This is a genomic window from Spiroplasma sp. hy2 (genome assembly GCF_044714365.1).
In the GTDB taxonomy this organism is placed as follows: Bacteria; Bacillota_I; Bacilli_A; order Mycoplasmatales; family Mycoplasmataceae; genus Spiroplasma; species Spiroplasma phoeniceum.
This window is the reverse complement of the sequence record NZ_RXFZ02000327.1, coordinates 1-651: the sequence shown is the minus strand read 5'-3', so window position 1 is coordinate 651 and position 651 is coordinate 1. Positions and strand designations below refer to the sequence as shown.

Annotated in this window: 1 protein-coding gene; it reads left to right on the top strand. The window is 23.0% G+C overall.

What is annotated here, in order from left to right; translation table 4 throughout:
- Positions 1–251 precede the first annotated feature (251 nt).
- Positions 252–651: hypothetical protein (locus EHV01_RS06345; protein ID WP_422066720.1), on the top strand; the 400-nt coding region annotated here is incomplete at its 3' end.

Here is a 651-nt window from a genome sequence, read left to right as displayed (position 1 = left end):
GAAAACCTTCTTTTTAAACTTAATAATTAATTTTGGTAATTAATTAACGAAAATAAGCCATAAAATAAAAGATCTTTTTAATTTAATTTTTATAACAAATCTTTAAAAATTTAAAAAGCTTAATTTTACAGTTCATAAAGTGCTACATTTGAATTTACAATTTACAGAATTAAAAAAATATTTTAAATTATGATACTTAATTGATACTTAATACTTCATATAATCTTATCAAAAAAGGAGGCTAATTAAAAATGCAAGATTTTACAAAAATTAATAACAAAAAACGAATTACTAGTTATGAATATTTAAATAAAAAGTATGATTTAAATTTTAGTGACTATAATTTTGGTTTTGATTGAGAAGTATTTAAAGATTTTGTTGGTGATAGTTATGCCCGATATTTTACTTCGTCAACTTTTTTTAAGTTTGTTTCAGCGGGTCGTGGTACTAATAAAACATGAAATCATTTAGCAGAAAAATTATTTTTTGCTTGTAATTTTACCGATGCTTCATCTAATATTTTACGAAGATATTCCAACACCTACGAAGATACTACTTTCGGCGATACAATTAATGTTTGTAATTATCTATACGATAAATATGGGATTGATATAGGACCTGACAATGAAAATGGCATTGTTTGACCTAAAA